Origin of the sequence: Methanomassiliicoccus sp. (assembly GCA_012719175.1) — an archaeon.
Lineage (GTDB): Archaea > Thermoplasmatota > Thermoplasmata > Methanomassiliicoccales > Methanomassiliicoccaceae > UBA6.
Genome location: JAAYAX010000015.1, coordinates 19,904 through 43,819, shown reverse-complemented (window position 1 = coordinate 43,819; position 23,916 = coordinate 19,904). Strand labels below are relative to the sequence as shown.

General features: G+C 58.7%; 12 protein-coding genes. 7 read left to right on the top strand and 5 right to left on the bottom strand.

Annotation, left to right across the window (positions count from 1 at the left end; translation table 11 throughout):
- The first annotated feature begins 204 nt into the window (after window positions 1-204).
- Entirely contained in the window at window positions 205-1,377 is a 1,173-nt protein-coding gene (locus GXX95_11620) for a PAS domain S-box protein (protein NLT38781.1), read from the top strand.
- A 210-nt stretch (window positions 1,378-1,587) separates the two neighbouring features.
- Here GXX95_11620 and GXX95_11615 read toward each other — a convergent pair whose 3' ends face one another.
- The 4 genes from GXX95_11615 to GXX95_11600 form a co-directional block, all read right to left on the bottom strand.
- The gene (locus GXX95_11615) at window positions 1,588-3,708 is read right to left on the bottom strand and encodes a carboxypeptidase regulatory-like domain-containing protein (protein NLT38780.1); all 2,121 of its coding nucleotides are present in this window, start codon (window positions 3,706-3,708) and stop codon (window positions 1,588-1,590) included.
- A gap of 192 nt (window positions 3,709-3,900) precedes the next feature.
- Window positions 3,901-6,816, bottom strand: coding sequence for a PAS domain S-box protein (locus tag GXX95_11610; GenBank protein NLT38779.1), 2,916 nt, complete (start codon window positions 6,814-6,816; stop codon window positions 3,901-3,903).
- Window positions 6,817-7,047: 231 nt separating this feature from the next.
- Window positions 7,048-8,463: a hypothetical protein gene (locus tag GXX95_11605; protein NLT38778.1), complete on the bottom strand. Its 1,416-nt coding sequence runs from the start codon at window positions 8,461-8,463 to the stop codon at window positions 7,048-7,050.
- 93 nt (window positions 8,464-8,556) lie between these two features.
- Entirely contained in the window at window positions 8,557-9,513 is a 957-nt protein-coding gene (locus tag GXX95_11600; protein NLT38777.1) for a zinc ribbon domain-containing protein, read from the bottom strand.
- A gap of 200 nt (window positions 9,514-9,713) precedes the next feature.
- On the opposite strand from GXX95_11600, the gene GXX95_11595 reads away from it, so the two are divergent.
- From GXX95_11595 to GXX95_11580, 4 genes are all read left to right on the top strand, one after another.
- Window positions 9,714-11,987, top strand: coding sequence for a PAS domain S-box protein (locus tag GXX95_11595; GenBank protein NLT38776.1), 2,274 nt, complete (start codon window positions 9,714-9,716; stop codon window positions 11,985-11,987).
- 73 nt (window positions 11,988-12,060) lie between these two features.
- A complete protein-coding gene (locus GXX95_11590; protein ID NLT38775.1) occupies window positions 12,061-14,265 on the top strand; it encodes a PAS domain S-box protein in 2,205 nt (734 codons plus the stop codon).
- 317 nt (window positions 14,266-14,582) lie between these two features.
- Entirely contained in the window at window positions 14,583-16,094 is a 1,512-nt protein-coding gene (locus GXX95_11585; GenBank protein NLT38774.1) for a PKD domain-containing protein, read from the top strand.
- A gap of 69 nt (window positions 16,095-16,163) precedes the next feature.
- Complete coding sequence (locus GXX95_11580; GenBank protein ID NLT38773.1) at window positions 16,164-20,237, top strand: AAA family ATPase; 4,074 nt, start codon at window positions 16,164-16,166, stop codon at window positions 20,235-20,237.
- A 34-nt stretch (window positions 20,238-20,271) separates the two neighbouring features.
- Here the strand turns inward: GXX95_11580 and GXX95_11575 are convergent, their stop codons facing one another.
- A complete protein-coding gene (locus GXX95_11575) occupies window positions 20,272-21,060 on the bottom strand; it encodes a nitroreductase (GenBank protein NLT38772.1) in 789 nt (262 codons plus the stop codon).
- A gap of 325 nt (window positions 21,061-21,385) precedes the next feature.
- Here GXX95_11575 and GXX95_11570 point away from each other — a divergent pair, with 325 nt between their 5' ends.
- Together GXX95_11570 and GXX95_11565 are read left to right on the top strand one after the other, a co-directional pair.
- Window positions 21,386-23,131 carry a cation:proton antiporter gene (locus GXX95_11570; protein ID NLT38771.1) on the top strand — a complete coding sequence of 582 codons (1,746 nt, stop codon included), beginning with the start codon at window positions 21,386-21,388 and terminating at the stop codon, window positions 23,129-23,131.
- A gap of 89 nt (window positions 23,132-23,220) precedes the next feature.
- Window positions 23,221-23,847: a hypothetical protein gene (locus GXX95_11565; GenBank protein ID NLT38770.1), complete on the top strand. Its 627-nt coding sequence runs from the start codon at window positions 23,221-23,223 to the stop codon at window positions 23,845-23,847.
- The last annotated feature ends 69 nt before the right edge of the window (window positions 23,848-23,916 follow it).

Here is a 23,916-nt window from a genome sequence, read left to right as displayed (position 1 = left end):
CAGCCTAATCGACCCCGGCCCACCGCAGATTCACCGTGAGCAAAAAGGACCAGCCTCATGGTCCGCTCGAAGGCTGTTCCCTCCACGTTCTGGAAGGGTTCGTGGTTAAATGTTAATATAGAATTAAATAATTAGAATCATCTGGATGACCATAAAAGGCATATTGAACCTGTAAGCCTATCATGAAGAAATCGGTGGTCCTTGATGCTCCAAATCCTGTACGTTGATGATGAGATGAGTCTTCTGGAGATCGGTAAGATATTCATCGAGCAGTCCGGAGACGCCAAGGTGGACACCGCGCTGTCCGGAAAGGAGGCCATGTCCTTGATGTCAAGCAAGGAGTACGATGCGGTGATATCAGACTACCAGATGCCGGAGATCAACGGGATCGAGCTTCTGAAGATGGTGAGGGACAAGCACAAGGGGATACCGTTCATCCTCTTCACCGGAAAGGGCCGCGAGGGGGTCGTCATCGAGGCGCTGAACAACGGCGCTGACTTCTATTTACAGAAGGGCGGGGACCCGATCTCCCAGTTCGCCGAGCTGCGGCATCACCTCAGGCAGGCGATCTCCCGGCACCGCTCCGAGATGCTTCTCCGCCAGAGCGAGGAGCGTTTTCGCTCTATCATCGAGGACGCCCCCGTGGCCTTGGGGGTGGGAAGGCACGGGAAGGCCCTGTACGCCAATCAGCGCTTCATGCACATGTTCGGCTACGAAGACAAGGCCGAATTCTTGAAGATGGACTTCAACCTCCTCCTGGAGCCCTCCCAACGGGACCAGGGCCCCTTATTACCAGCCGATAGCGAGGCCGGCACGATCCTTATTGAAACGGAACTCATGGGGCTACGGAAGGACGGTACGCACTTTCCCTTCCATCTTATAGTTGCGAGCATCAACCTCGAGGACGGACCGGGCCATCTGGCAGTGTTCACTGACATAACCGAGCGCAAGAGGGCTGAAGAGAGGTCCCAGGAGAATCTGAGCCGCCTTACCATGGCCATGAAAATGGCGAGCATCGCATTCTGGAAGTACGACCTTGGCACCCGTACCATGGAACTGAACGACCAGTTCTTCGCTCTCTTCGGCACCACCGCGGAGAAGGAGGGGGGTTACCTCATGTCCCGCGATACCTACCTTCAGGAGTTCGTTCATCCAGATGACCGCGAGCGGCTTGCGGAGATCGAGAACAATGACTATGCCAGCGGTCACCCCTATCCATATCTTCAGTACAAGTATCGGGTGATAAGGCGGGACGGGTCCGTCCGTACTTTCGTGATACGTCTCAACTTCCTCAAGGACGATGGTGGCAGGACCCTCACCATAGAGGGGGTCTGCCAGGACATAACGGAACAGAACTCGACGGTCGCCTGCCACTGATCCGCTATGATTATGACGGGATGCTCTCACGGCGATGCGTTCATGGAGCGATGGGATCTTACCATGGAGCTGCTGCCCGGGAGGCACATCGGACCATCGCCGCTTCGGCTTCATCTCCACAACAAAAGGGACGACCTAGGCGACCGAGCGCATCCGATCCGATAGCAGAGGCTCCATTTTTGATGTTGGAAAAAAAGGAAGGGAGATGGTCTATCGCCCCCTGCGTTGGACGAGTAGCAGGGCAGCCAGGACCACACCCACCAGGATCATCCCTCCGAAAGCCCAAGGAAGAAGCTGGGACGAGGTAGGGTCTGAGGTCGTGGACACCTCCTGCATTACGATCTCCCCCATGTTCAGGGACTGTCCGGTCCCTACGGCCACCTGGACATGCCTTTCTTCGCAACCCGTCTTCCGCAAGGTGAGATCGTAGCTGCCGGGTGACAGGTCGATCGAGAACCATCCATCGGTATCGGTCAGCACCGTGGACCCGCTGGACAATACCACGCTGGCCCCTCCCACTGGATCAGCGTTGGAATAAACCACCCTGCCGGAGATCGTGCCCAGGAGCGCAACTCCCTCCTTCTCGTCGGCGACCACTATCTTAATGGCATCAGAAGGCACGGTCCATTCCTGGGACCAGGTCGTGAACAGGTAGCTGACCGTTGTCCGCCCGTTCGATTGTATCTCCGCTATCTTATGCGAGGAGAAGCTGGCAATGTCATTGCCATCGTTCCACACCACGCCGCCCTCATGCCTCCAGTTGGTGCAGGACGCGACCTGGGCACCGTTGAGCTCTGCGTTGAACGCGAAGATCAGGTAGTAAGTACCTTCGGAGGAGGGGGCGTTGACGGCTATGTTGCTGGACACGTAGCTGTTGGTGCCTGTGGAGATCCAATTGTTGATGCTCCAGAAGTTGCTGCTGTGCGAGCCCCAGCTCGTCAGACCGACGAGAGGAGCTGCATCGGTGCTCTTCAGATCGTTCTTGGCGAGCATGGCCACGGAACCCGTGAGCGCCGCTCCCGGTTCCACCACGATCTGCTTGTTGGTGGTCGTTACAGAACTGAAGGAACCAGTTCCCGATTGGATCTTCACGTAGCTTTGCGTCAAGGGATCATCCAGATGTGTCACCACACTGCCTTTCACGATGATGGTGATGGCCGCCACCGGGATGACATACTGCTGGAGACCGCCCGCGAAAAGATATTGCACGCTCGCCCTTCCGTTCGTCTGGGCGCTGGAGATCTGAGCGGAGGATAGGTCCGCGAGGTCATTACCATCGTCCCATACGGCACTGCCGTCACCATATCCTTGACTTGTGCAGGATGCTACCTGCGCCCCGTCATACTCATCGCTGAATGCTATGATGATATAGTAGGTCCCGGGGTTGCTGGGAGCGATCATCGATATGCCGCTGGTAGTGTACTGGGCCGTTCCCGGAGTGACCTCGTTACGGATGACCCAGTACGAAGAGCTGCTAGTGCCCCAGGTGGAGGTGGCCACCAACGGTCCGGCGCTGGAACCCATGTTGTTCCTAGCATCGACGCTAATGCTCCCGGTCAGGCGACTTCCGGGAGCGACGGTGATCTGCTTGTTGCTCTGCGAGATGGTGGAGAAGGACTCCGTACCAGATCCCAGAGTGATCTGGCTGGTGGAGAAGGGAGATGGGATGGTCCCTGCATCCGAGACCACCACGGTGACCGCGTCACCTGGTATGGTCCAGCTCTGGGATCCTTGATCGAATAGGTAGTTGACGGTCGTCCGTCCAGAAGACTGCATCTGTGAGATCTTGGCGGCCGACAGCTGGGCGATATCGTTACCGTCGTTCCATATCTCCCCATGGACATCTGCATACCTCCAATTGGTGCAGGAGGCCAGCTGCGCGCCTGTATACTCCGCACCGAAAGCAAATATGAGGTAGTAGGTGCCCGCGGCGGTGGGTGCATTGACGGCTATGTTGCTGGACACGTAGCTGTTGGTGCCCGTGGAGATCCAATTCTCTATCTCCCAATAGCTGGAACTATGCGATCCCCAACTTGTAGTGCCGATGAGCGGCGCCTTATCGGTGGCGGACATGCTGTTATGGGTTTCCAGCACGATCGAACCGTAGATGCTCTCGCCGCTATCAACATATATCTGCTTTGAACTGGTCGAGAGGCTGCTGAATGAACCACTGCCCGACGTGATCTTCACATAGCTGCTCGTAAGGGGATCGTCATACACCCAGGCTGCGGCCGGAGGTGCCGTCATGACGAAGGAGCCCAGGAAGACCAGGACGGTCACGGCGACTGCCATGCTCTTTCTGGCCTTACAGTATCTTCTCTCCATGGACATTTTGAATCACCTGCAATCCGTGCTATTACCCACCGATGCGATAGCACCGGCGTTAGCACGTCCCCCATCCCTCAACGGTGCAGCACCGGGTATGTTATCATGAAAGATAATACAAACGGATGGATAAATGTGGTCAACGGCCGTACTAACGGGGAACGAGGCGCGCTCCGATAATGGCATAATGACTAATTACTAGAGGAGGAGCCGCGCCAGCTTGTCCTTCAGGTCCTGGATGGAATAGGGCTTGGGAAGGAAATCGATGAACCCGTACTTCCGGGGCTCGGACATCACCGGGTCGTTGGAATAGCCGCTGGATACCATGGCCTTGACGCTTCCGTCCAACTTGAGGATCTCCTGGATGGCGTCCTTGCCCCCCATCCCTCCCCGGATGGTCAGGTCCATGATGAGAAGGTCGAAAAGCCTGCCTTCGGTCAGCGAACGTGAGACCTGTTCGATGGCCTCCTCTCCTGTCCGGGCCATCTCCACACTGTGACCCAGGTCCATGAGGATGGTGGAGAGGACCTCCAGGATGGCCTCCTCGTCGTCCATGATGAGGATCCTGGAAGCCCTGACTTGCCCCTCGCTCCCCACCGCCTCCGGTGCCGAAATGGCCGGAGCATTGCTGGTCGGGAGATAGATGTTGAATGACGTTCCCAACCCGGGCTCCGATTCCACGTCGATGAATCCCCCGTGGTTCTTGACGATGGACTGCACGGTCGACAGCCCCAGCCCGGTTCCGTTGTCCTTAGTGGTGAAGAAAGGGTCGAAGATCTTGCCCAGTACGTCGGCGGGGATCCCCGGTCCCTGATCGGTGATCTTTACCTTGATGAACCCTTGGCCCCCCTCCTTGTCGAGCGAGCGGAAGTACCTGTCGGAATTGGAGGCCTTGACGAAGATCTTGCCCCCCTCCGGCATCGCCTGCACCGCATTGATGATCAGGTTATTGATCACCTGCTCGATCTGGAAGCGGTCCGCACTTATCGGGCGGAGGTCTTCGGCGATGCGGTAATCGGCCCTCACATTGGTGCCGGTCAAGGTGAACTCGATGGTCTTCTGGAGGAGCTCCCCCAGGTCGGTCGGCTCCTTCACGGGCTTACCTCCCTTGGAGTATGTAAGGAGCTGCTGGGTGAGGTTCCTGGCGTTCAATGCAGATCGGACGGCCTCCTCCAGACGATACCTGCTTCGCTCTCCCGAGGGGATGTCCTTGGCCGCCACCTCGATGTTGCTGATTATTGACGTCAGCAGATTGTTGAAGTCATGGGCGATGCCCCCTGCCAAAACCCCCAGGGACTCCAACTTCTGCGTCTTATTGAGCTCCTGCTCCATCCGCAACTTCTCTGTGATATCATTGCCCACCGTCTGATACTCCACCATCTGGCCCTTGGAATCGAAGATGCCCCGGAGTCTCCACTCGGTGGTCCTGAGATCGTCCTGCCCCCGGAGGATCCTGAGCTTCACAGGGTCGCTGTCCGGAAGTCCAGGAGTGAGGCACCTCAGCGCCTCCCGGAATCTCAGGTTGTCTTCCTCGTCTACCGAAGGGAAGAAAGTGCTCCCTATCAGCTTCTCGTTGGGGATCCCGTAGAACTCGGAGAAAGCTTGGTTGGCGAAGGTTATGGTTCCCCCCCTCTGCCGGCGCACGATCAGCTCTTTCTGGCATTCCACGATGGCCTGGTATTCGGCCTCTTTCTTCCTCTTTTCCGTGATATCGATGCCGGCCGTCTGGACCTCGGTCAGCTCTCCGCTCTCGGAAAAGTGGACCTTCCCCTGCCAATGGATCCACATGTCTGACCCGTCGAGGAGGCTGACGACGTGTTCGAAGTGGAAGACCGGGGCTTCGGGAGTGGCCTTCTCTATCCGATCCCACAACGCCCTGTCGTCATCCTCGCTCAGCAGGTCACCGATCCTCGAATCGGCCATCTGCTTGGTGCTCCTCTCCGCGATCCTCTCGAAGACGGGGTTAAAGAATGTGATCTGGCCGTTCCTGTCGAAGGTCAGGATGGCCTCGGTCTGGTTCTCGATGATGGTCCTGTATCTCCGGTTGGTATCGGCCAGCTTCATCTGGAACTCAGCCTCGCGGAATTTTTTCTCTATCTGCCTGCTCAGCGTGACATCCTTGAGGACAAGCATCCGCCCAGTCTTCTTCATCCTCCCGTAATCGAAGACGCTCACCTTGGCCTCGAAGGTGCGATCATCGACATCCTTGAACTCCGTCTCCCCCTTCTCTTCCGGTTCCTTTAGAAAGTGATCCAGGGCGGGGAACCTTTCTAGGAGGATATCGGACTTCTGGAGGATGACATCCTTTCTTTCCCTGCGGAGGAGCTTCAGACCGCTGGTGTTGACGTCGTTTATCATACCCTCCGAGTCCAGGACGAAAATGGCATCCTTCATCAGGTCCAACATCTTCTTGCGGGCCACAGGCGCGATGTCGAACATACCGAAGACCAAGGCACTGATGTAGAAGGACAGGATTCCCAGAGTAAAGGTTAGGCCATCGACGGGCATGACCATCAGGTCCACTGTGAAGAACGCCATTATGTTCAAGGTGACGCACATGGCGGCACCAAGGTAGAACACGGCGAGCAAGATCCAGTTACCTGTCCTGTGCAATGTTCTGCTCAGATAGTACAGGAGCACGGCCCCCGAGGCGAAGCAGAAGATAGACCACACTATGTTCATGTACGAGAAATCCCACAGGAGGAAGGGGACCTCGTAGTCGGGCAGCGTAGATAGGTAGAAATTGGAGTTCCAGAGGTGTAGCCAGTTATCGGTGATGATAGAGAACGCGGCTAGAACTGGGACGATCAGAATGAGGGCCAGGTTCTTCCTCTCCAGGGGGTCGAAGCGGCCCGTGAACTCGCCCACGAAGAATATGAAGCCAGTGTAGACGACGACAAACATCAGGACGTTAAAATAGTAGAGAACCTGGAGGGTGCCTTGGTAGGGTAGGAACATCTGCAGAATGGCGCCGACCGATATCAGAGCGCAGGCCGGCAACATCACCAGTCCGGACCTTATCCGCAACGGTCGCCTATCGTAAAGGGCTATGAGGACGGCGAGGCAGGCGAAGGCGAAAATAACATAGATGATGCAAAGTATGAACGCCCACATGCTCAGGTCTTCCCCAATCCCTTTTTAGCCTGGGCATCGCGAGTCCCTTAGACAATATAAATAATATAATGCCTAGTCATCACGAATGATATCGGACTTAAAATATAAAGATAGCCTGATTGATTGAATATCGCACCTGGGTAGGACCCCCTTAACAATGAATGGAAGGATCAGCGATCACATTCTACATGCCACAGGCGGACGATCGTTGTCCGCCGGAAACCGGAGCAATCAGCTCACCAGGACGACGTCCACTTCCTGCCCCTCAAGCTCTTGCGGGAGCTCGCCCATCTCCCAACCTGGAGAGGTGGTCTCGCAATAGTAGTATCGAACGTTGTTGCTGCCCCGGACGTAGGTTCCCGTGGCATCATCGGACGCCACCCCCACCGCCGCATGGCCAGGGAACAGAAGTATCGATGCATCATAACCCATGGCCTCGGAGATCGAGGAGAACAGGAAGGAGGTGTCCTCGCAGTCGCCGGTCTCGTCATAGAGGGTCTCCACCGGGAACCGCCAGTACTCATCAGCATCCATGGACGCGTTGTCATAAGAATATTTCATGGTCTGGCAGAAGCGGAGCACGAAATTGATGGTCTCCACCTCGGTGTAACCCCGGCTGTTGGCCATTTGCCTCAGTTTGTTCGCGACGTCAATGACAATGGGGTCGTTCGAAGTGACGAACTGCTGCACATCGCTGCTCTCGTAGCCGTAATAGTAGTAACGGGCCACATCGCTGTTGCGATAGGCGGCGTAGGACCTGGGCGGGATCGAGACCTGGAGCGTGTGTGCCGTGCTCTTGTACGTCCATGTGTAGATGTGGTTAGGATCTATCGTGACCAGCTGGATGTCGAAGGACAGGGCCGCGTCATTATCGTCCTTGGACCCGGAACCGTCCAGGGAACCGTCGGCACGCCCATTGACGTCATTGCCGATCCAGGTGCGGTTGACGATGTCGTAGACGATCGACAGGGTGCGTCCCGCAGAGGTACGCCCATTGATGTCCAGCACATCATCCTCCAGAATATCCTCGTCGAACATGGTCAGCTCGATGTAGGTGTACCGCCGGTTATCGTCGACGTTGAACCGGAAGGACTCACTTATGGTGATCTCTCTTCCGATGTGGCAACTCCAAGGCTCGCCCAAGTTATCTATGCGGTTCTGCAGCACGCCGTTGATCTTCAAGTAGAAGTACACATCCCCATTCTCGGCCAGATAGTCCACCTCATCGAGGATCACTACGCTGGAGATGTTGAACATGAACCCCATGTCGGCATTAGGGTAAAGGTCGACGTTGTCCCCATAGCCGTCCTCGTCCGTGTCCGCGGTGGGAGGGTCCGAGTTGTCCCCTATGCCGTTGCTGTTGTCGTCCTTCCATTCGTTCTTATCGTAAGGGAAGGCATCCACGGGATCATCGTACCCATCCCCATCGCTGTCCTTGAAGGGGGACAGGTCAGCATTGTCGCCTATTCCATCACCGTCGCTGTCCGACCACTCCGATGCGTCCTTGGGGAATGCGTCCTGGGAATCGGGATGTCCGTCACCATCCTCGTCCCTGCTGGGAAGGCTGGTCAAGGCCCATGCGGCTATAAGGCTGAAAATGATGATGGTCGCCACGACCCAGACCACCAGCATGCTCCTGTCATTCATCGAGACCCCTATCGAACCTGCCGATATGATGCACCCCATGATAGATGAAACTGATTCCCGGATGCTGCCGCGAGCTATGGGCCGAACGAAACCTCAGCTCACCTGAGCTATGTCCGCGGCCCCGTACTGGTCAGGGATATCGCCGATGGCCCAACCTTCAGCGGTGGTCTCGCAGTAGTAATACTTGTTCCCCTCATAGCTGTAGTAGCTCCCATAAACGCCGGAGCATTCGACCCCCACTGCCGCATGGGAATCGAAGATCAGGATGACCGCATCGAACCCCATCGACTCCATCAAAGAGGCGAAGAGGAAGGACTTGTCCTCGCAATCGCCTTGATTGTCGTAGAGGGTCTCCACCGGAAACCGCCAATATTCGTCCAGGGACACGCTGGCCTCATCCTCTACGTACGGTATGGACTGTACGAATGATAGTACGAAGTTGATCTTGGCCTCATCGTCCAATCCCAGTGCCATGGACCGGTTGTAGAGCATGGAGGATATGTTGGTGACTATGGTCTCGTCGGTCGTCACATACCGTTTGCTCAACTCCACGGCATCGTTGATGTTGAGCGCATACCTCCTGATGGAGTCCCGCTCATACTCCAGATAGAGGTCGGTGGGTATGTCCACCTTCAGCCTGAAGGTGTCACCGCCGTAGTGCCAGACGAAGTTAGACTCCCCTGAGCCCATTGTGGTGTTGGAGCCGGTCATATTCAGGATGTTAACCATCATCATGGATAGGATGAGCACGGCCACCACCAACAGCACGGCCACCACGACGATGCCCCTTCTGCTCTGACGCTGCGGCATCGGGGTCGGGTTCACCGGCACCCTCATGCTGGAGCCGCATCGGGCACAGTAGTTGCTTCCCGAGGGGTTCAGGATACCGCACCCCGGGCAAACGCTCACCGGCGTGGGCTCGAACCTGGGCACCAGCGGGATCGCTCCGCACATGGGGCAATATTTGTAGGAGCTGCTCACGACGTTACCGCATCGAGAGCAGGTCACGATCCCGGGCTGCACGACCACGACATCATCGATTGCACTCATCAATATTTGACCTTGGCGATTCAATTGTTGGTATGAATGATGTTGTCATTATAGATATATGGAACAGGTGACCATCTGCAAGGGGGGCGCTCCTTATTAATAACCAGCATCTTTGGTCCCCAGGGTATCAGATGCAATACCTATTTCCTTAACCTTATAAATATCCTCAGGTTTTTGCATGGCGAAGTCTGTGGTGCCGGATGTATCGTGTCCTCTATGTCGATGATGAATGTGGCCTCCTTGAGATAGCGCAGGTGTTCCTGGAGATGTCCGGGGACCTTAAGGTGGACACGGCCCTCTCGGCCCATGAGGCCGAGGGGCGGATGGAGGAGGAGCGGTACGATGCCATCATATCAGATTACCAGATGCCCGAGATGAACGGCATCGAGCTTCTCAAGCGGGTTCGTGATGCGTACAAGGACCTTCCGTTCATACTCTTCACCGGCAAGGGCCGCGAGGAGGTCGTCATCGAGGCGCTGAACAACGGCGTCACATTCTACGTCCAGAAGGGAGGGGACCCCATCTCCCAGTTCAAGGAGCTGGAGCATAAGGTGAAGAACGCCATCGTGGGCCACAAGACCGAGATGGCCCTCAAGAAGAGCGAGGTCAGGTTCCGCTCCCTGATCGAGAACGCCCCTGTGGCCATCGCCATCCTGCAGGATGGTGTCATCACGTACGCTAACCCCCTGCACCGAGAGATCTTCGGCTACACCAGGCCGGAGGAGTACACCGGCCTCTCACTATGCGATTTCATCACCTCCCCCGATAGGGGAATGAAGGCATGGAGACCTCCTCAAGGCATGGATCGTGGTTCCCTGCCCTTCGAGGTCGAGTTCCTGGGATGGCGAAGGGATGGGACCCAGTTCCCCATACAGGTCACGGCGGCGCAGGTCACCATCTCCGATGCGCCCGCGGTCCTGACCTTCATCACCGACATCACAGAGCGCAAGAAGACCGACGAGGAGCTCCGGGGGACCATGGGGCAGCTGTCCATGGCCATAGACATGGCCGGCCTGGCCTCGTGGGAGTTCGATCCCATGACCGGTACGTTCCTCTTCAACGACCGGTTCTACAAGCTCTATTCCACGGACGCGGGGAGGGAGGGCGGCTACCGCATGGCCGCCAAGGATTATGTCGAGACGTTCGTGCCTCCTGAGGAGGTGCCCCGTCTTGTCGAGGTCATGAGCGCCGTTAGTCAGCCCGAATATGGCCAGGATTTCCTGCAAATAGAGCACAGCATCATCCGCCGGGACGGAGAGAAACGACACATCATCGTTAGGTCCATCTCCGTGAAGGACGAGAACGGAAAGAGGTCCATGGGCTTCGGCGTAACCCAGGACATAACCGAGATCAAGCGGGCGGAGGAGAGGCTAAGGAGCACGATGGGGCAGCTGTCCATGGCCCTGGACATGGCCACCCTGGCGTCCTGGGAGCTGGACCTTGATACCTCCACCTTCACCTTCAACGACCAGTTCTACCGGATCTACGCCACCGATGCCCAAAGGGAGGGCGGATATCAAATGTCCTCCATAGAGTACTTCCATAGGTTCGTCTACCCTGAGGACTATGATCTCGTCAGGGTGAACTCCCGTAACAGCATGCTCTCTACACCCCCCATCGGTTACTTTCAGTTCGAGCACCGCATCCTGCGGCGCGATGGCGAGGTGCGCCGCATCCTCGTGCGGTCCGCTAACTGGCAGAGCGAGGACGGCAAGCACAGGAGGATCTTCGGGATCAACCAGGACATCACCGAGATGAGGAATGCCGAGGAGGAGGTGCGCAGGTCCCGCCAGAAGCTTGATCTCTTGAGCGATCTGACCCATCATGACATCAAGAACCAGATCCTCATACAGACCTCGACATTGGAGCTGATGAGGTCCACCATCACCGACCCTGAGCAGCTGAAGAGGATCGGCCGCTTGGAGCGTTCGGTGAACATCGTCCAGGAACAGATGGACTTCACCTCTGTCTATCAGCGCATGGGCACAGCCCTGCCGCAGTGGCAGCCTATAGAGGAGATCGTTAGGTGCGTGCAGGAGCAACGGCCGGCAAAGGCCCTGTTCATTGGCAAGGGGATAGCCGGTCTGCAGGTCCTGGCGGACCCCATGCTGATCCGTGTCTTCCACAATCTGGTGGAGGACAGCCTACTGTACGGAGGCGGCCCCATGACCATCACCGTCGATTGCATGGAGAGGGACGGGGGTATCGTCCTATCATATGAGGACGACGGGGTAGGCATACCCCATGAGGAGAAGCAAGAGCTGTTCACCAAGGGGTTCGGGAAAGGGACCGGTCTGGGCCTGTTCCTCTCCAAGGAGATCCTGGCGATCACTGGCATCACCATCAGGGAGACGGGAGAGCCCGGGCGAGGGGTGAGGTTCGAGATGTTCGTCCCCGATGGGAAGTTCAAGTACGTGAACGTTCCCGGAACCCTCTCCAAGCTCGGCCAAGAGGAGCCATCAAAGGTCTGGTAACATAGAGAACGATATGTAGCATGCTCACTTTTTTTCACTATCTAGATAAATGACCAACCCATTGTATCGCTGGATGTACCGGGTCCTCTATGTCGATGACGAGGCGGGGCTCCTGGATGTGGGGAAGTCATTTCTGGAACGCTCAGGGGACCTGCATGTGGACACCGCCCTCTCCGCTCTGGACGTGGGGAGGCTGATGAGGGAGAACTCGTACGAGGCCATAATCTCTGATTACCAGATGCCGGAGATGAACGGCATCGAGCTCCTCAAGAGCGTGCGGGCCATGGATACAAGCATCCCCTTCATCCTCTTCACCGGCAAGGGCCGCGAGGAGGTCGTGATCGAGGCGCTGAACTACGGAGTCACCTTCTACGTTCAGAAGGGCGGGGACCCCGTCTCCCAGTTCATGGAGCTGGAGCACAAGGTGAAGAAGGCGGTCATCGGTCACCGTAATGAGCTCGACCTTCGGAGGAGCGAGGAGCGTTTTCGCTCCATCATCGAGGACGCCCCCGTCGCCATCATGATGATCCAGGAGGGCCTCGTCTCCTATGCCAACCGCCGGCACCTGGACCTGTTCGGCTACGACGATGCCAATGATATCGGGGAGCGCCCGGTTGAGGACATGATCGCACAGTCCGGCCGGCCCCAGGACGCGGACCTGATGACGCGTCCAGGGCATCGGCCGTACCGGAGGCCGGAGACCGAGTTCATCGGAGTACGCAAGAACGGCACCCGTTTCCCCGTTCACGTGGCCTTCACCCAGGTGGACCTCCCCGACGGCAAGGGCGTCTTGGCCTACGTTACCGATATGACCGATCATGTGAGGTCGGAGGATGCGCTGCGTCGAAGCGAGAGCAAGTTCCGCGCCGTCTTCAACGAGGCGGCGGTGGGGATCGCCATCACTGACCGCAATGGTGCGCCCAAGGAGTTCAACGATGAGCTGGTGAGGTTCTTCGGGCACTCCCGCTCGGAGCTGAGCCAAATGTCCCTTTTCGATCTCGCCCATCCCGATGACCTCGAGGTGGGGATGGACCTCCGGGAGGAGTACCTGGCAGGCAGGAGGAGTACCTATGATGTGGAGAAGAGGTACATCCGCAAGGACGGCCATATCGTCTGGGGACACATAACCGTAGCCTCCCTGGAGGAAGCGGAGGAGGACGAGCCCCAGGACATGGTACTCTTCCGTGACATCACAGCTCGGAAGAGGGTGGAGGAAGAGCTGAGGGCCACCATGGCCCATCTGTCTATGGCCATGGACATGGCGGACATCGCATCCTGGGAGTACGACGTGAGGACCAGGACCTACACCTTCAACGATCGCTTCTACAAGCTATTAGCCACCGATGCCCAAAGGGAGGGTGGCTACCATATGCTGGCGGAGACCTACATCCGAGAGTTCGTGCATCCTGACGACCTTCCGCGGGTGCAGGAGAACTTCCGCACCAAGACCTTCTCCTCCTCCTATTACGATGACTACCGGGAACTGGAGCACCGCATAATACGTCGAGACGGGGAGGTGCGGCACATCCTCATCTGCGCCTACTCCTTCAGGGACCAGAGGGGAGCAAGGGTCAGGGATTTCGGTGTCAACCAGGACATCACCCGGTACAAGCAGGCCGAGATAAGATACCTGAAGGCGAGGCAGAAGCTGGACCTCCTGGGAAGCATCACCCGCCATGATATCAAGAACCAGCTCCAGATCCAGAGCGCGAACCTGGAGCTGGCCATGATGAGGACGGAGGACCCCGCGGTCCTGGAGCGGCTCAAGAAGGTCGAGGGGTCGATACACAACGTGAGCAGGCAGATTGACTTCACCAAGGACTATGAGAGGATGGGTTCCACGGTCCCTCATTGGCAATCGATGGAGGACATCGTGCAGGAACTCCCCAAGCTGGACGGCACCGGGACCATCGAGGTAGGCCCCGGCCTGAAAGGTTTGAGCGTCCTGGCGGACCCCATGCTGGCCATGGTCTTCCGCAACCTTGTGGACAACAGCGTGAAGTACTCTGGCCGTAAGGACTCTCTACGCATCGTCCTAGACGCCAGGAGAGAAGGTAGCGACATGCTGCTCACGTTCCAGGACAATGGAGTAGGGATATCTCAGGAGGACCGGGAGAGGCTCTTCACCAAAGGCTTCGGCAAGGGGACCGGTCTGGGCCTGTTCCTCTCCAAGGAGATCCTGGCGATCACCGGAATACTCATACAGGAGGTCGGGGAGGACGGGAACGGGGCCACCTTTCAGCTCACCATACATCACGGCTCGTACAGGCGCGCGTGAAGTAGGCTGTGTACGTTAACGCAGATAACACGGCGGTAGCTGGACTTGTTCGGTGAGCGGACAGTGAGGACGGCCGGGCCGATCAAGGGCGCAGATCGCCGCATCTGGGAAGAGCCCGGGGGAGTTGGAGCGTTATGAAGCATGAGTCTGTCGCAACGCTAGATCATCGAACTTGGCCATGTGCTTAACTGGGCCAGGATGCCAACTCTCGTAAGTATTATCTAAAAAAAGTGCGTTGATGGCACGAGGGATGGGAAACGCGGATCGATAAGGTTCTAGGGAGCTTAGTGCTCACGATTTTACTATTAACGACGACCGTGGCGTTCGTGACGCCATCTGTACAAGGCGCTTGGCCGGACTTTGTGACTCTGGACGAGACCTCGCCGCAGGAGGTCTTTCCCGGGGAGTCCGTGCCCTGTCAGTACACCATGGTCATAGCGCCTGGCTCTGAGATATCGTCCCTGAACATAACCCAGGTGACAGTGTTCTATGCTGATTGGGGCTACACCGGCGTGCTGTTCTCTGGCATCCTGGAGATAAAAACGTTCCCTTACACCCGGACCTTCAACCATACCGTGGACATCCCCTCCGACCTGGCGCCAGGACCTCATAGCGGCACCGTGAGGGTCACGGGAAGCACGGAGGGCGACCCCTACGAGCTTACCCCCAGCCTTGATTTCACGTTCGTCTGCGCCAGCGCAGCCTTGGACGTAAACGTGACCTCCAGCGTCTCCACGGCCCAGGCGCCGGTGGATGTCGCCCTCACGGCCGACGTCACGGGTGGCACCGCACCTTACACTTACGAGTGGGACTTTGACGATGGTACCACCGGCACCGGAAGCTCGGTCAACCATGTCTACGCCAAGGCGGGCACCTATTCTCCAGAGGTCATCATTACCGATAACTACGGCCGAACGGTCACCAATACCAGCGCCGGTATTGTGATCACCCCGGCGTTCCAGGTGAACATCACCGCCTCCACCACCGCAGGCACCGTGCCCCTGAACATCACCTTCAGTGCCACACCCCGGTACGGAGTATCTCCGTACACGTACCTATGGCAGTTCGGTGACGGGTCCACCAGCAACGAGGAGTCGCCCTTTCATGAGTACACGGACCCTGCCACCTACAACGTGAAACTGAACGTCACCGACAGCGAGGGCCGGACGACCACCTCCCCCAACCTGAGGATCGTGGCGTCCATGACCCTGGACCTTAAGACCAGCATCTCCTCTTCCGTCTCCTACGGCATGGGTCCGCTGGATGTTAGCTTCTACAGCGTTGTGGAGAACGCCACAGGAACGATCTCATACAACTGGACGTTCGGCGACGGGGCTTACAGCGAGGAGGAGGAACCTGTGCATAACTACTCCGAACCGGGGATCTACACCGTGCACCTGAAGGTGTCCGACTCCTCCATGAAGGAGGCGACGTCGCAGGACATCGAGATCACGGTGACCTCGGAGGACGGACTTGAGGTCATCATCCAGCAGGGATCCAGCACTGGGCCTGCCCCCCTGACCGTGCCCTTCACCAGCTCGGTCTCCAGTGGCACGGGGCCATACTTCTACCATTGGAACTTCGATGACGGGTCCACCAGCACCATGAGGGATGTGAACCATACCTACGACAATCCCGGCTCCTATTCTGTAACCCTTACCGTGACCGACTCCTCGTCCCGGGTCTCCATCTCCAACGAGCTCACGGTGGTGGTGGGGGATGCGCAATGGGCCCCGTTCTCCTCCGAGACGTGGATATGGGTAGGCTGGGGCGTTTCCATACTGGCCGTGGGATTGGCGGTCTACCTGCTCATCAGGTTCAAGTGGTGAGGATGCGTTAGCGTCTCCAGGCATCGGGCTAGGTCACGATGGACCCCCGGTGCCACCTGAGGGCGTGCGATGAGCGGCAAGAAGGGCCTGGTGGTTGTGACCGATATCGGCGAGTATGTCGATCAGCACTGCTGCGAGCGCAGCTTCAAGCTGAGGCTGGACAAGTCCGAGATCGCCCGCCGCTTTCCTTTCTACGGCCGGGTGCGCGGCCCCCTGAATCCCATCCTGGCCGTCCGCGGGACGGAGAGGGAGGAGGAACTGGAGCGATCCCTGCGGAAAAGGGTCCGCCTGCTGAACCCTTGCCCCCCGGAAGGGGAGTGCCGGATCCCCTGGCAAAGTTTCCTTGACTCCCTGAGGGCAACGGCGCCCGGCTCCGAGGTCTTCGCCCGGGAGGTGGAGATGGAGGGCGAGGTTGGTGATTTCATCCTATCCGGAAGGATGGACTTCCTCATCCTGGGATGGCGGGACGGTCTGCCCGTCCTGCGCATCGTAGAGTGCAAGGCCAGCCGCAGGGACAAGACATACCACCGCGTCCAGCTGGGAGCGTACAGGCTGATGGTGGGGGATCACCTCGAACAACATGGGCTGGAGGTGGGCGGAGCTCACTATGCCGACGTGGTCCTGGAGTCGGTGGTCGCCCGCATAGATCCCGAGACCAACGTGGTCCAGGACGCTCTGGGGCTGAACTCGCTGGACCTGGAGGAGGAGATGGGGGACCTTCGCAACCTTCTTTCTGAGAGCGGTCCCCTGGCCCGCATCGCACGAACCGATCTGGAGGACCTCAGCTACCGCCTCGACGCCAAGTGCGGAGCCTGTGTGCACTGCCCCATCTGTATGCCCGACAGCGCCCGCCGGAGGCGCCTGGAGCTGCTGGGCATAGATCCCTCGGAGGTCCGCATGCTTCGTCAGGCAGGCATCGCCACCATCGATGACCTGGCCGACCTCGATCAAAAGGGAGAAAGCGCGGCCGTGCTCCGGCGCACCATCGGTTTCAGTTCCGACCTTGGAAACCTCATCGTGCGCGCCAGGGCCCGGCGGTCCAACATGTCCGGCAACCAGCAGGGTGACTTCGGAGTCATGTCGATGGGGCACCCTGGACCAGGCCTTCTCCCCGCACATGTGAGCCCGGAGGGAGAGCGTATGGTGCGGGTCTTCCTGGACGTGGAGTACGATTACATCGAGGACCGCCTGGTGGGACTGGCCGCCCACGTCACCGACAGTGAGCGGTCCCTTCTGACCCCCATTGACGGTGACCGCACCCCCGACCCCCAGCTCAAGGAGGTCATAGGCAAGGAGGAGGACGGGCCGGCCATGAGGTCTCAGGAGGTCGTCCGTCTGGTCATGAGCGCCTGGACCGGCGATGTAGGCGAGGACGACAGGGCCGAGAGGGAGATGATCAGTGGCTTCTTCGATGAGCTGGTCGACGCCATCGTGCGGGCCGGCGGTAGCGGATGGAGGCCCATGCACCTCTACACCTGGTCCCAGGGCGACATGGGGCACCTTATCGACGCTTGCAACCGCTGCGGTGGCCCGTTGCTGCATCATCTCACTGAGCTTCTGGGATGCCGGGCGGAGTGCCGTGCGGACCTGGAGCAGACGATCTACACTCCCCTGGTGGACGAGATCAGGCACAAGTTCACGGTGGGATATACCGGCCTCAGCCCGGTCATCGCCACCTCCGCGCGCTGGTTCGGCTCCTCGCGCTTCCATTGGACGAGAACGGTCAACGGAAGGGCCACGGACCTTTCGTATGTGATGCGTCGGGACATCTTCGACTTCCGCACGGCACTGGCCATGGACCCTGAGGGGGAGTGGTGCGACCGCGATGCCCCGGGGGCTCAGAGCGGCTTCTTCGAGGTCCGCACCTACTACAGCTCCGACGTCAACGCCCCCTACTGGTATGCGATGTGGGATGCCCTGCCGCGGAGGGTGGGGAAGGACAACCTGCTGCCCCGGGCCCTGGAGGACTACCGTCGCGGGGGGACCGCGCCCACGATCTCCGCTTTCCTCCTGGCCAAGTGCCAGGCGCTCCGATGGATCGAGGAGAGAATGTACACGAACAACCACATCGAGAAGCCCCCTATCCCGCTGGGGGAGCTGAGGCATATCGGAACACACTTCACCTCCCGATACGACATCGTCGAGGCCAGCCTGGACTTCCTGAGACTGGACCATCACGTGAAAAGGGCGGCATGGCTCATCGACTCCCTCAGGTCGCCGTCCGCGCGAGTGGCCGACGGCTCCGCCCTTCCACTCCGGGGGCTGTTCAGGTACGAGGAGCATGACCAGGAACATGTGGGCGGGGAGGTGGACCTGGAGCTCTTCGGCCTCGATCCCCAGACCTACTTTGCCTCCTGTACCCTGGACGAGGGCAGCTTCGTGCGCCTCGCTCCATACTCCGGGAACGTGGAGAGGAGCCAGACCATCAGGGAGCTCCTCAGCCTAGGGGTCACCGCCACGGTGAAGGTGCTAGACCGCGAGAGGGGGGCCTTCCAGGCGGCCATCGTCAGGAGCGGCCGGTCCGATCCCGTCAGAGGCCGGTACATTCTCCCCTCCTTCGGCAGGGACCTGAAGGATGGCGACCTGGTGCTGGTTGGAGAGAGCCTGTCAAACTACGCCAGGGCCCGGGTCGATGCCTGGCTCAACGATCACGGCGCTTCGCCCATAGTCCGCTGGTTCGATCCCCAGGGGCCCACCGTGCCTGTGAGGGAGAGGATGAACGATACCACTCTCGCTGGGTTGCAGACGGTGCTCGCCACCATGGACCTGAACGGACATGGTCTGGACGAGGTGCAACTGCGCTCGTGCATGGACGGCCTCGAATGCACCGTGCAGCTCCTCTTGGGGCCGCCGGGTACCGGCAAGACTAACACCGCCGCCGCGGCCGTGCTCGCCCGCCTCGCCGCCAGGCCTAGGAGGAAGCTGTTCCTGCTCTCGGCCAACACCCACACGGCCGTTGACGAGCTCACTGCACGCATCCGTGATACATCCCCGCGCTTCCTACGGGAGGCGGACCTGACAGGTCTAGAGCACCTGCCCCACAGGGTCCTGCGCCTGGTCAGCAGGGACACACTGCCGAAGGAGGGGGAGGTGGGGACCTGGGATGACATGAAGGTCCGCGAAGAGATGGAGAGGGGGGATGTGGTCCTCTGCGGCACGGTGGGAGAGCTGCTGAAGATGGCGGAACGTTTCCAGCGCTCAAGCCCGATGTGTGCCGACGGCCTCATGATCGATGAGGCCAGCATGATGGTGTTCCCCGACTTCCTGGCCCTGGCGACGCTGTTGGCGGAGGACGGAGAGATAATGCTGGTGGGGGATCATAAGCAGCTCTCACCTATCACCTCTCACGACTGGGAGGAGGAGAGCAGGGAGCAGGTGACAGCCCTGGCCCCTCATCATAGCTGCTATCAGGCGGTCAGCGGCTTGAGCAACAGGACGCCTCCGGGAGCGATAGGGAAGTCGGCTCTCACGGTCACCTATCGCCTCACCCCCGAGCTCACCCACCTCATCTCCGGCGTCTATGCGTTGGAAGGTGTGAAGCTGAGGTCGAGGAAGCAACAGGAGATCAAGAACGCAGAGATATCCTCCCTGTCAGACCTGTGGCACGAGAAGGGCGTGTACCTGGTGGTACACGATGAGTCCTGCTCGCGGAAGAGCAACCTGTTCGAAGCCCGGCTTATCCACGATATCATGGATGCTTGGAGGGTGGAGGAGCACGAGGTGCCCCCCGGCACCGTGTCCGTCATCACGCCCCATCGCGCCCAACGGGGCCTTCTCCGGAGCATGCTGGAAAAGGACTTCAGGTATCACCTCAAGCTCATCGACACCGTGGAAAGGCTTCAAGGCGGGGAGTGTGAGACCATAATCGTCTCCGGGACCCAGAGCGATGCCGGGGCCATAACCGGCAGCGCCGAGTTCATCCTCGATCTGAACCGCACCAACGTCATTTTCTCCCGGGCCCGGGAGAGGCTCATCGTGGTATGCTCCCGCAGCTTGCTGGATAGCATGCCCGCGGACGTCGACGACTACGCCTCATCCTACCTGTGGAAGCACCTGCGCTCAGTGTGTGACACCACCGTGCTGAGGGTGCCGGGCTATGAGCATAAGGTCGAGGTAAGGGTCCCCGGAAGGTTCTGGAACTGATCCAAGTGCAGGCCCGAGAGGAACGCGAGGAGCCCTAGCGGACGGGGCCCGCACCGTCCCCTTCTTGACCGAGGGCACCGGTGGCATGCCTGACGATCATCGTGGCCACGTAATCGTAGCCCTTGGGCCCTGGGGTCTCGTCCGGCTCCCGGTCGAAGCCCACGCCCAAACCCTGATGGGCCGCCGCCAGCCACATGTGGCATAGGGCGATCCCCGCACTAACCTGGTTCATCCGCTCCATTAAGGACGAATGGATGACGTAGGTGTTGATGGAACCGTTCTCCCCGGAGGTGAAGAACCATGGCTGCTTGTTCATCGCCGATGGCGCCAGCCTCGCTGCCTCGAGGATGTCCTCATGGCCGCCGATCTCGGTGATCTCGGAGAGCGGCCGACGGTCGAACTCGGTCGCGGCCCGTCTCCGCTCATCCTTGAGAGGTATGCCGAAGGCGAGGATGATCACCGGCTCCAGGTCGGACCCATCCCGTGAGCTCCGCGTCAGCCGCGGACCTCCCTGCCAGCAGGCACCCAGGCCTATGGAGACCAGGTGTAGGTCCACCTGCTGCAGCATGAACCCCACGTTAACGGCGCCTCCCTCCTTTCTCTCGGAGAACGCTACCAAGTAGTGAGGGGCCTTGACCTTGAACAGGCCTTTCACATCCTCGGGTCCCACGATCCTGAAGTCCGTGCGAATCTCTGGGAACAGCGGCCTCAGCTCGGAGGTGAACGTCTTTAATCTGGCCAGAACCCCCTCCTTAAGTTCCACGTCCTCGAACCTGCGTACGGACCGGCGCTCAAAGATCGCGCGATAAAGCTCCTCTTGCATTGCCGCACCTCTATCTGCCATGGCTCGGGCCTTATTTAGAACGAACGGAACATCATGTAGGCTCCGGCAGCCCCAGACCCTTACCCGGGGCATTCGCTTCAGGAGGGCGAGCACCTACTCGCCGCGGTCCCCGTCCATCATCACCGGTCAATTGCCATCCCGAAACATATTTTAATTAAAATAGTTTTATACTAATTCTCGGGAGGTAGGGAACGGTCCTGGACCCGTCATCGGACGGTTCCATGATGAACCTGGAGCTCCGTTCCGTCCCTTTCGGAGACTGGCAGGGTGGAAGGGGAAGTTGATGGAGAAGCTGGGATAATCGATGGAGGCGGAGACCAGATTACTACTGGACATCACCTTCCTAACGGCGGTGGCCGGCATATGCTCCATAGTCCTGGTGAAGCTGAAGATGCCCACCATAATAGGCTATCTGGTTGCTGGCATCGTCCTCGGCCCCTCCATCTTCCCTGAGATAACGGTGCAGGACTCCACCGTGTTCTTCCTCTCGAACCTGGGCATCGTGCTACTGATGTTCTACATCGGGATGGAGCTGAACCTCAGGGAGATGAGGAGGATAGGCTCCTTCACCATCATCGTGGTCACCATGGAGATGACCATGATGGTGATGGTCGGTTACCTTGTGGGTATGATGCTGGGCCTCGGTCCGGTGACCTCCATCTTCCTGGGAGCTATCATTTCCGGCACCAGTACCGCCGTGGTGGTGGGCGTCCTCCACAGCTTGAAGATGATGGGAACCCAGGTGGCCAAGGCTGCCATTGGGATCACTGTGCTGGAGGACATAGGGCAGGTGATGATCCTAACCCTCGCCGCCCCCCTCCTCAACGGGGAGTCACCCACCATCCAGTCCACCATCGGCATGGTAGCTCTGATCGTACTCTTCGTCTCCATCATCATCGTCCTCGGCGCCCTCTGCATACCCAGGCTCCTAGATTGGGTTGGGAACAAGTACTCAGGGGAGACCCTACTCCTGTTCGCCATCGCCCTGTGCTTCACTTCGGCGCTCATCTCCAGCAGCATCGGGCTGTCCATCGCTATCGGGGCCTTCGTCATGGGCCTGATCGTTTCCCAGTCCTCGTTCGTCACCATCATCAAGTCCAAGGTGGAGCCAATGAAGGAGCTGTTCATGGCCGTCTTCTTCATCTCCATAGGCCTTCAGATCGACCCCGTCCTGATCACTGGCGGTCTGCTGATGGCCCTCGCCATCGCCATCATTTTCATCATCGGCAAGGTCATCAGCGTCAGTGTGGCCTGCTACATCAACAACATGAAGATGCGGTCCAGTTTCCAGGTGGCGGTAAGCCTGGTGGCCATGGGAGAGTTCGCGTTCATAATCACCCAACTGGCCGTGGAGGCGGGACAGGTGGACCGGCAGTTCTACTCCATCATCATCGGCGCGGCATTGATCACCATGGTGGTCATGCCTGTTCTGTCCAAGAACTCCATGCGCATCTACGACCGGATCGACAAGCTCATCCCCGCTTCCCTATCTTACAGTTTCAACAAGGTCAGCACGTTCAGGATGGACGTTAGCGACCGCTTCGAGGCCATTCCCGAGGCCCGCAAGAAGGCCCGTACAGAGATGGTGCTCATAGCGATCGACCTGGTGGTGATGATCTCATTGATGCTGGTCATAAACATCTTCGCCGAGGAGGCAGAAGGGTTCCTGGCCGTGATCGACGGCAACGTCATCCCCATGTTCCTCACTTTCACCACCGTATTGCTCCTCATCACCCCAGTAGTGCTCAACACCCTCCTGAGCATAGGGCGAATGGCCGATGCCATAACCGGAGGAGGTCCCGGCGCGGTGAACGGTGAACAGTACAAGGGGACTCCCCGTTACCGGATGGTCCGCAACTTTGGCTACGGGTTCTTGATAATCACGCTAGCATTCCTCTTCCTCCCCCTGCTGGCCGCGGTCGGCGGAGGTTACTTCCTTGGCCTCATCCTCATTATAAGCGCCTGGATCATGGTACTGTATCTTACATGGAAGAGCTACATTAGGTTCTCAGAAGGATTGAAGAGCAGGCTTGAACGCGGCATGGTTTGATCATACCACGAACGTTCGTCCGTCCCCCCCCCGACTCTCCGTTCGCTTTATGGCCATTGTTTGAAAAGGTGCACCTCCATTCGGCTATCATGATGGAAGCATCAATCGTCGTCCGACCTCCGGACACCTGGGTCTCGTCGCTGGGGACAAGCGGTGACAAGAGCGTCCAGTTCCGCACCTGCCTCCCCTATGGCAGCAAGGGCGGTCGCGGCCTGATCGAGTTCGATGACGATGAAGACAATGAAGGCCTGATAGAGAAGATAAGAACACATCCGTCGGTGGATAGGGTGGAGGTACACCGGACCGATGACGGCCGCATCTCCGCCTCAGTGATCAACCACAGCTGCTGTGCAAGCCAGGCCCTGGCGGCCTCGGACTGCTTCTTGATGTCCGCGTACAGCATGGGTGAGGGGAAGGTGCGATGGAAGCTGGTCACCGGTATGGAGGGCTCTCTCCTCTCCCTGGTCAAGTCCCTGAGGGATGCCGGGTGCGAGACGGAGGTGGAGTGGATAAGGGCGATACGCGAGTCCAACCTGCTCACCAAACGACAGGAGGAAGTGCTCAGGACAGCGGTCAAGGAGGGATACTACGAGATACCTAAGCGGATCTATCTGGAAGGACTGGCCAAGAAGATGAAAGTGCGCCCGTCCACACTGGGGGAGATCTTGAAAAGGGCCGAGAAGGCGATAATCGAGGACTACCTGGAGAACCGGTAGGCCGAACATATTCGGAACAAGTCTAATACCCCTCAGTTCCCTTGTGAATGGTATAGCCGATGCATGCGC

Coding starts and splice junctions, on each gene's coding strand:
- GXX95_11580 (NLT38773.1), top strand. CDS start 16,164: ATGAGCGGCAAGAAGGGCCTGGTGGTTGTGACCGATATCGGCGAGTAT.
- GXX95_11615 (NLT38780.1), bottom strand. CDS start 3,708: ATGTCCATGGAGAGAAGATACTGTAAGGCCAGAAAGAGCATGGCAGTC.
- GXX95_11565 (NLT38770.1), top strand. CDS start 23,221: ATGATGGAAGCATCAATCGTCGTCCGACCTCCGGACACCTGGGTCTCG.
- GXX95_11620 (NLT38781.1), top strand. CDS start 205: ATGCTCCAAATCCTGTACGTTGATGATGAGATGAGTCTTCTGGAGATC.
- GXX95_11610 (NLT38779.1), bottom strand. CDS start 6,816: ATGTGGGCGTTCATACTTTGCATCATCTATGTTATTTTCGCCTTCGCC.
- GXX95_11570 (NLT38771.1), top strand. CDS start 21,386: ATGGAGGCGGAGACCAGATTACTACTGGACATCACCTTCCTAACGGCG.
- GXX95_11595 (NLT38776.1), top strand. CDS start 9,714: ATGTATCGTGTCCTCTATGTCGATGATGAATGTGGCCTCCTTGAGATA.
- GXX95_11600 (NLT38777.1), bottom strand. CDS start 9,513: ATGAGTGCAATCGATGATGTCGTGGTCGTGCAGCCCGGGATCGTGACC.
- GXX95_11605 (NLT38778.1), bottom strand. CDS start 8,463: ATGAATGACAGGAGCATGCTGGTGGTCTGGGTCGTGGCGACCATCATC.
- GXX95_11590 (NLT38775.1), top strand. CDS start 12,061: ATGTACCGGGTCCTCTATGTCGATGACGAGGCGGGGCTCCTGGATGTG.
- GXX95_11575 (NLT38772.1), bottom strand. CDS start 21,060: ATGCAAGAGGAGCTTTATCGCGCGATCTTTGAGCGCCGGTCCGTACGC.